Raw genomic sequence first — 7295 nt, forward strand, 5'->3', positions numbered from 1 at the left:
GGCGGATGGTCTAAAGCGGCGCGGACGCCTTGCCACAGGAGCCCGCGCCCGATGCCCGATTCGCCCGCCCTGCCCCGTATCGCCTTCATCGGCACCGGCGGCACCATGGCCTCGCTCGGCCAGGATGCGCTGGACATCCAGGATTACGGCCGCCACGGCCTGGTGATGGACGCCGCCGCCATCCTCGCCCGCGTGCCGGAGCTTGCGCGGGTGGCGGAGGTCCTCCCGCGCCCCTACAGCGCCGTCATCTCCAGCCGCATCGGCTTCCGCGACTGGAAGGCCATCGCCGCGGAATGCCACCGCGCGGTGGCGGAGATCCCCGGCCTCGCCGGCATCGTCATCGGCCACGGCACCTCCACCATGGAGGAGACCGCCTATGCGCTGAACCTCGGCCTGAAGCTCGACCTGCCGGTGGTGATGGTGGGCGCCCAGCGCCCCGCCTCCGGCCTCTCCTCCGACATGCCGATGAACCTGCTGAACGCGGTGCGCGTGGCCGCCAGCCCGGAGGCGCGCGGCATGGGCGTGCTGCTGCTGCTCAACGACGAGATCCACGCCGCGCGCGAGGTCAGCAAGACCGCCACCTGGCGGATGCAGACCTTCCGCACCCCGGATTTCGGCGTGCTCGGCCAGGCGGATGCCGACCGGGTGGTGTTCTACCGCCGCCCGCTGCGCCGCGTGATGCCCGACACCGCCTTCGACCTGCGCGCCATCGACGCCCTGCCGCGCGTGGACATCGCCTATTCCCACGCCGATGCCGACGCCACGGCGATCCGCGCCTTCGTCGCCGCCGGGGCGCGCGGCATCGTCAGCGCCGGCTTCGCCCCCGGCGCCCCCACCCCGGCCGAGGCGGATGCGCTGGCCGAGGCGGTGGAGGCCGGCGTCGTGGTGGTGCAATCCACCCGCGTCGGCAGCGGCCGGGTGGTGCGCGGCGAGCGGATGACGCGGCAGGGCCTGCTCGCCGCCGACAACCTGACGCCGCAGAAGGCGCGCATCCTGCTCGCCCTGGCCCTGACCGTGACGCAGGACCCGGCCGAGATCATGCAGCTGTTCGACACCCACTGAGGCGCCGGCATTGAGGCGCCTGGCGGCGGGCGCGCCTTGCCGCCAGGCTGCCGACCCCTCTTCTTCTCGGGTGATACGACAACCCCCTTCCGCGCGCCCGGGCCGCCGCGATATCGTGGCGGCAACGAAAGGGAGGGGATGGTGCGCGACACCACCACGGCCGGCATGGATGCCGGCACATTGTTCGCCGAGCTGGCGGCCGAGGAGGCCGCGCAGCCGGAGCCGGGCTTCGCCATGGCGCCGGAGGACTGGGCCGGCTTCGCCCTGTTCTGGGCCATGTCCGGCATCGTGTTCCTGCAGTTCTTCACCCGCTACATCCTGAACGACAGCCTCGCCTGGACCGAGGAGATCGCCAGCTACATGCTGATGGTCCTCACCTTCTGGGGCAGCGCGCTGGCGGCGCGGCGGGGCAGCCACATCGCGGTGGAGTTCCTGCTCGACGCGCTGCCGGCGGCGGCGCGGCGCTGGGCGCGGCTGGCGGTGGCGCTGGTGGCGGCCGGCTTCTTCGCGCTCTGCTGCGTGCTGTGCTGGCAGGTGGCGGAGGCCATGCTGTTCCAGCCCATGGTCGCCATCGAGGTGCCGCTGGCCTATGTCTATTACGGCATCCTGGGCGGGCTGGTGCTGACCACGCTGCGCACCGCGCTGCACGCCCTCGCCCGCTTCCGTGCCGGCGAGCCGGAGCACGCGCCCGATCCCTCTCTCGCGACGGTGAAGCTGTGACGGCGCTCCTCTTCCTCTCCTTCTGCGGGCTGCTGCTGGTCGGCGTGCCGGTGGCGGTGGCGCTGGGCGGCGCCTCGCTGGCCTATGTCTGGGCCGAGGGCGCGCTGCCGCCGCTGGTGGTGCTGCACCGCATGGCCAGCGGGGTGGAGAGCTTCCCCCTGCTCGCCATCCCCTTCTTCATCATGGCCGGCAGCCTGATGAACTCGGCCGGCATCACCGAGCGCATCTACGGCTTCGCGGTGGCGCTGGTGGGCTGGGCGCGGGGCGGGCTCGGCCAGGTGAACGTGGTGGGCAGCGTCATCTTCGCCGGCATGTCCGGCACGGCGGTGGCCGATGCGGGCGGCATCGGCAACATCGAGATCAAGGCGATGCAGGACCACAAATACCCCCTGCCCTTCGCCGTCGGCCTCACCGGCGCCTCCTCGACCATCGGGCCGATCATCCCGCCCAGCCTGCCGATGGTGATCTTCGGCGTCATGGCCAACGCCTCGATCGGCCAGCTCTTCGCCGCCGGGCTGATTCCGGGCCTGTTCATGGCGCTGGTGCTGATGGTGTGGGTGGCGGTGGAGGCGCGGCGCAAGAACTTCCCGCGCGACGCCGCCTTCTCCCTCCCCCGCCTCGGCCACAGCTTCAGGCGCGCCTTCCTGCCGCTGATGACGCCGGTGCTGCTGGTGGGCGGCATGACCACCGGCGCCTTCACCCCCACCGAGGCCGCCATCGCCGCCACCTTCTACGCGCTGTTCCTCGGCACGGTGGTCTACCGCACGCTGAGCTGGAAGGCCTTCCTGCGCGTCAGCATGGAGACGGTGGAGACGACGGCGGTGGTGCTGCTGATCGTGGCCGGCGCCAGCATCTTCGGCTGGCTGGTCACCACCACCCGGATCACCGACGGCGTGGCGGAGTTCGTCCTCTCCATCACCCGGGAGAAGTGGCTGGTGCTGCTGCTGGTGAACGTCTTCCTGCTGTTCATCGGCTGCTTCCTGGAGACCATCGCCGCCATCACCATCCTGGTGCCGGTGCTGCTGCCGCTGATGACGCAGATCGGCGTGGACCCGGTGCATTTCGGCATCATCATGGTGCTGAACCTGATGATCGGGCTGCTGACGCCGCCGGTGGGGATGGTGCTGTTCATCCTGGCCCGCGTCTCGGGCCTCAGCTTCGAGCAGACGACGCGGGCGACGGCGCCCTTCCTGATCCCGCTGTTCTTCTGCCTGGGCCTGGTGACCTTCTGGGAGCCGCTCTCGATGTGGCTGCCCACGCTGATGTACCGCTGAGGCAGCGGCGAAAAAAAAAGCCGGGGGAATTCCTTCCCCCGGCCTTCCCGGCTTTCTCAGCCCCATATTTTCAGCAATGCCCCGGCAGCGGCTCCAGGCTCTGCATGGCGGCGTCCACGGCGAAGTCGCCGAAATCCATCTTCATCTCGTCGGCCACGCCATTGGCGTAGTAGCGCAGCCCCACCTCGTATTCCGGGGCGCTGGCGCCGGCCGCCGCATCCTTGCCGAAGAAGGCGATGCGCATCCGCGCGCTGGCCTGCCCCGCCATCAGCGGGAAGCGCGGCTCGGCGGGAGCGGGCGTCCAGGAGGAGAGCAGCGTGGTGCTGTCCTGCGCGCCTTCCTCGCTGGTGCCGTCGAAGAGCGGCGTCACCAGCATGCGCTGGCCGGCACGCGCCATCTCCAGCGTGCGGATGGTGTGCGCCATGGGCAGCAGCGTGCCGGGCGGCAGGCTCGCCTGGCTGGCGCTGGGCGCCTCGTAGGTCACGGTGCCGCCCTTGCCGCCCGGCTCCAGTTCCGCCTCGCCGCTGATGCGCTGGGTCACGGCGCCCTGGGCGGTCTGGGTCAGGGTGAAGCGCAGGCGCCGGCCGTCCTTGCTCTCCCAGGTGGAGTAGTCGGAGGCGGTCTCGACCGTCTGGCCGGCGCGGTCGGCCACCACAAGCTGCAGGCGCTGGCGGGTGGTCCAGCCGTCGCAGGCATCCATCACCTCGAACAGCATGGCGCCCTCGGCCTGGATCACCTCGCTGCCCTGGCGGGCGCGGTCCAGCGTCAGGCGGTAGGCGGCGCGGTGCGGCGCCATCTCCAGCACGGCCTTGCCGGGCTCCGGCCTGGCGGCCTCGGGCCGGGCGGGCGCGGCGGGCGCCTGGGCGGCGCCCGGCCCGGACGGCCCTGCGGCACCCAGGGCCGCCAGCAGGGCCAGGGCGGGGAGGGATCGGGGTCCGGCCAGGAAATCGCGCAGGCGCATCGGGTAATCCTTCTCGGGGTCCGGGCCGGGGTGTGGCCCGTGGCGCGCGGGGCGGAACCCCCGCCCCGCGCGCCCGTCCGGCAGAGTTAGGAAGCCTTGGGCCCGGCCGCACCCTTGGCGGGCGGCAGATCGAGCTTGATGGAGAGTTCTTTAAGCCGCGCCGGCTCCACCGCCGCGGGCGCGCCCATCATCAGGTCCTGCCCCTGCTGGTTCAGCGGGAACAGGATGACCTCGCGGATGTTCGGCTCGTCGGCCAGCAGCATCACCATGCGGTCGATGCCGGGGGCGGAGCCGCCATGCGGCGGCGCGCCGTAGCGGAAGGCGTTCAACATGCCGCCGAACCGCGCCTCGACATCCTGCGCCGTGTAGCCGGCGATCTCGAAGGCGCGCACCATGATGTCCGGGCGGTGGTTGCGGATGGCGCCCGAGGACAGCTCGATGCCGTTGCAGACGATGTCGTACTGGAAGGCCTTGATCTCCAGCGGGTCCATCGTGTTCAGCGCCTCGAGCCCCCCCTGCGGCATGGAGAAGGGGTTGTGGCTGAAGTCGATCTGCTTCGTTTCCTCGTTCAGCTCGTACATCGGGAAGTCGACGATCCAGCAGAAGCGGAACTCGCCCTGCTCGATCAGCCCCAGCTCCTCGCCGAGCTTCGTCCGCACCTTGCCGGCGAATTTCGGCGTCTCGTCGCGCTTGCCGGCGGCGAAGAACACGGCGTCCCCCGCCTTCAGCCCGCAGGCGGCGCGGATCGCCTCGACGCGCTCGGCCTCCAGGTTCTTGGCGATCGGGCCCTTCGGGCCTTCCTCGGCGAACTGGATGTAGCCGAGGCCGCCGGCGCCCTCGGCGCGGGCCCATTCGTTCAGCTTGTCGAAGAAGCCGCGCGGGTTGCCCGCCGCGCCCGGCGCCGGGATGGCGCGGACGATGCCGCCCGCCGCCACCACCTTGCTGAACAGGCCGAAGCCGGACTCACGGAAACTCTCCGTGACGTCGGTGATCTTCAGCGGGTTGCGCAGGTCCGGCTTGTCGGAGCCGTAGTCCAGCATGGCGGTGTCGTAGGCGATGCGCGGGAAGGGCGCGGGCGTCACCTTGCGCCCCCCCCCGAACTCGTTGAACACGCCCTCCATCACCGGCTCGATCGCCGCGAAGACGTCCTCCTGGGTGACGAAGCTCATCTCGAAGTCGAGCTGGTAGAACTCGCCCGGGGAGCGGTCGGCGCGGCTCGCCTCGTCGCGGAAGCAGGGGGCGATCTGGAAGTAGCGGTCGAAGCCCGCCACCATCGCCAGCTGCTTGAACTGCTGCGGCGCCTGCGGCAGCGCGTAGAAGGTGCCGGGGTGGTTGCGCGAGGGCACCAGGAAGTCCCGCGCGCCTTCGGGGCTGCTCGCCGTCAGGATCGGCGTCTGGAACTCGGTGAAGCCCTGCTCGATCATCCGCCGCCGGATGGAGGCGATGACGCCGGCGCGCAGCATGATGTTGCGGTGCTGCTTCTCCCGCCGCAGGTCGAGGAAGCGGTAGCGCAGCCGCAGCTCCTCGGGGAATTCCTGCTCGCCCGCCACCTGGATCGGCAGCACCTCGGCCGAGGACTGCACCTCGAGCGCCTTCACGCGCAGCTCGATGGCGCCGGTCGGCAGCTTGTCGTTCACCGTGCCCGCCTCGCGCGCCACCACCTCGCCGGTGACGGTGACGACGCTCTCGGGGCGGATCGCATCGGCGGCCGCGAACACGTCGGAGCCGGCGGGGATGACGCATTGCGTCAGGCCGTAATGGTCGCGCAGGTCGATGAAGAGCAGGCCGCCATGGTCGCGCTTGCGGTGCACCCAGCCGGAGAGGCGGGCGGTCTGCCCCGCGTCGCTGGCGCGCAGCGCGCCGCAGGTATGGGTGCGGTAGGCGTGCATCGTGAAAAACCCCGAGGCTCGGACGGAAAGGGCCGCAGAAGGGGCGCCGGAGGCCCCCATGTCAAGGGCGGAGCGCATCCCTGGCCCGCCCGGGCGCCGGTTTCCGCGCCTCCGCCCCGCCTCTTCGCCCGCCTCATCCGGGGGGCAGGCTTTGCGGCTTGCCCCGGCTTCGCTAGAACACTCCAACGATGAGCCGACGCACCCAGGCGCAGGACGCCGATCCGATCCTGATCACGACCACCGAGGATCTCGCCGCGCTATGCGACCGGCTGCGGCGCGAGCCGTTCGTCACGGTCGATACCGAGTTCATGCGGGAGAGGACCTATTGGCCCGAGCTGTGCGTGGTGCAGCTCGGCGGCGCCGAGGAGGTGGCGGTGATCGATGCCCAGGCGGAGGGGCTCGACCTCGCCCCGCTGGGCGAGCTGTTCGCCGACCCCGCGGTGACCAAGGTGTTCCATGCCGCCCGGCAGGATGTGGAGATCTGCATCCTGCGCTTCGGCGCCCCCCCTCGCCCGCTCTTCGACACCCAGGTGGCCGCCATGGTGGCCGGCTTCGGCGACCAGGCGAGCTATGACAGCCTGGTGCGGGCGCTCGCCGGCGCGCAGATCGACAAGGCCCACCGCTTCTCCGACTGGGCCGCCCGCCCCCTCTCCGCCGCCCAGATCAACTACGCCGCGGCCGACGTGACCCATCTCCGCCGCGTCTACACCGCCCTCGTCGAGCGCCTGACCGAGGAAGGCCGCCTCTCCTGGGTGGCCGAGGAGATGGCGGAGCTGACCGACCCCGCCACCTACCGCCAGGACCCCGAGACGGCGTGGGAGCGCCTCAAGCCGCGCTCCGGCAACCGCCGCTTCCTCGCCGCCGTGCGCGCCGCCGCCGCCTGGCGGGAGCGCGAGGCGCAGCGCGTCAACATCCCGCGCCAGCGCCTGGTGCGGGACGAGACGCTGCTGGAGATCGCCGCCACCAGCCCCAGCACGGCGGCCGAGCTGTCCCGCGCGCGGGGGATCAGCAAGGGCTTCGCCGACGGCAAGACCGGCGCCGGCCTGCTGGCCGCCCTGGCCACGGCGCGCGAGCTGCCCGAATCGGCCCTGCCCGAGCCGGCGCGCGACGCCCGCCAGGGCCCGCCCGCCTCGCCGGCGCTGATCGCGCTGCTGAAGGTGCTGCTGGCCGCCAAGGCGGAGGAGCACCATGTCGCCCCCCGCCTGATCGCCAGCGCCGACGAGCTGGAACGGCTGGCCACCGAGGCCGAGCCGCAGATCCCCGCTTTGCATGGCTGGCGGCGGCAGATCTTCGGCCAGGCGGCGCTGGCGCTGAAGGGCGGCCGGCTGGCCCTCGGCGTCGAGGGCCGCAAGGTCAAGCTGATCCAGAGCTGACCGGAGGGCGGGCGTC

6 protein-coding genes are annotated in these 7295 nt (G+C 71.7%); 4 read left to right on the plus strand and 2 right to left on the minus strand.

From position 1 onward, the window contains the following. The first annotated feature begins 51 nt into the window (after nucleotides 1-51). The 3 genes from ACZJYS_RS09120 to ACZJYS_RS09130 all read left to right on the plus strand — a co-directional run bounded on the left by ACZJYS_RS09120 (nucleotide 52) and on the right by ACZJYS_RS09130 (nucleotide 3056). The gene (locus ACZJYS_RS09120) at nucleotides 52-1062 is read left to right on the plus strand and encodes an asparaginase (protein ID WP_493177359.1); all 1011 of its coding nucleotides are present in this window, start codon (nucleotides 52-54) and stop codon (nucleotides 1060-1062) included. A 141-nt stretch (nucleotides 1063-1203) separates the two neighbouring features. Beyond that, the gene (locus ACZJYS_RS09125; RefSeq protein ID WP_493177361.1) at nucleotides 1204-1782 is read left to right on the plus strand and encodes a TRAP transporter small permease; all 579 of its coding nucleotides are present in this window, start codon (nucleotides 1204-1206) and stop codon (nucleotides 1780-1782) included. Then, complete coding sequence (locus tag ACZJYS_RS09130; protein WP_109516566.1) at nucleotides 1779-3056, plus strand: TRAP transporter large permease; 1278 nt, start codon at nucleotides 1779-1781, stop codon at nucleotides 3054-3056. The genes ACZJYS_RS09125 and ACZJYS_RS09130 overlap by 4 nt, the downstream gene beginning before the upstream one ends. Nucleotides 3057-3126: 70 nt before the next feature. On the opposite strand, the gene ACZJYS_RS09135 is transcribed toward ACZJYS_RS09130, so the two are convergent. Both ACZJYS_RS09135 and aspS read right to left on the minus strand, forming a co-directional pair. After that, nucleotides 3127-4017 carry an EipB family protein gene (locus tag ACZJYS_RS09135; protein ID WP_493177363.1) on the minus strand — a complete coding sequence of 297 codons (891 nt, stop codon included), beginning with the start codon at nucleotides 4015-4017 and terminating at the stop codon, nucleotides 3127-3129. Between the two features lie 86 nt (nucleotides 4018-4103). Continuing rightward, nucleotides 4104-5906 (minus strand): aspartate--tRNA ligase, encoded by a 1803-nt coding sequence (aspS, locus tag ACZJYS_RS09140; protein WP_379651540.1) that lies wholly within the window; start codon nucleotides 5904-5906, stop codon nucleotides 4104-4106. A gap of 188 nt (nucleotides 5907-6094) precedes the next feature. On the opposite strand from aspS, the gene rnd reads away from it, so the two are divergent. Next, entirely contained in the window at nucleotides 6095-7279 is a 1185-nt protein-coding gene (gene rnd, locus ACZJYS_RS09145; RefSeq protein ID WP_109516563.1) for a ribonuclease D, read from the plus strand. Nucleotides 7280-7295 lie beyond the last annotated feature (16 nt).

This window comes from Roseomonas sp. TS2, from assembly GCF_058833935.1.

Excerpts from the sequence above, each read along its gene's own strand:
- ACZJYS_RS09135 (WP_493177363.1), bottom strand. The coding sequence starts at position 4,017 with ATGCGCCTGCGCGATTTCCTGGCCGGACCCCGATCCCTCCCCGCCCTG.
- ACZJYS_RS09120 (WP_493177359.1), top strand. The coding sequence starts at position 52 with ATGCCCGATTCGCCCGCCCTGCCCCGTATCGCCTTCATCGGCACCGGC.
- rnd (WP_109516563.1), top strand. The coding sequence starts at position 6,095 with ATGAGCCGACGCACCCAGGCGCAGGACGCCGATCCGATCCTGATCACG.
- aspS (WP_379651540.1), bottom strand. The coding sequence starts at position 5,906 with ATGCACGCCTACCGCACCCATACCTGCGGCGCGCTGCGCGCCAGCGAC.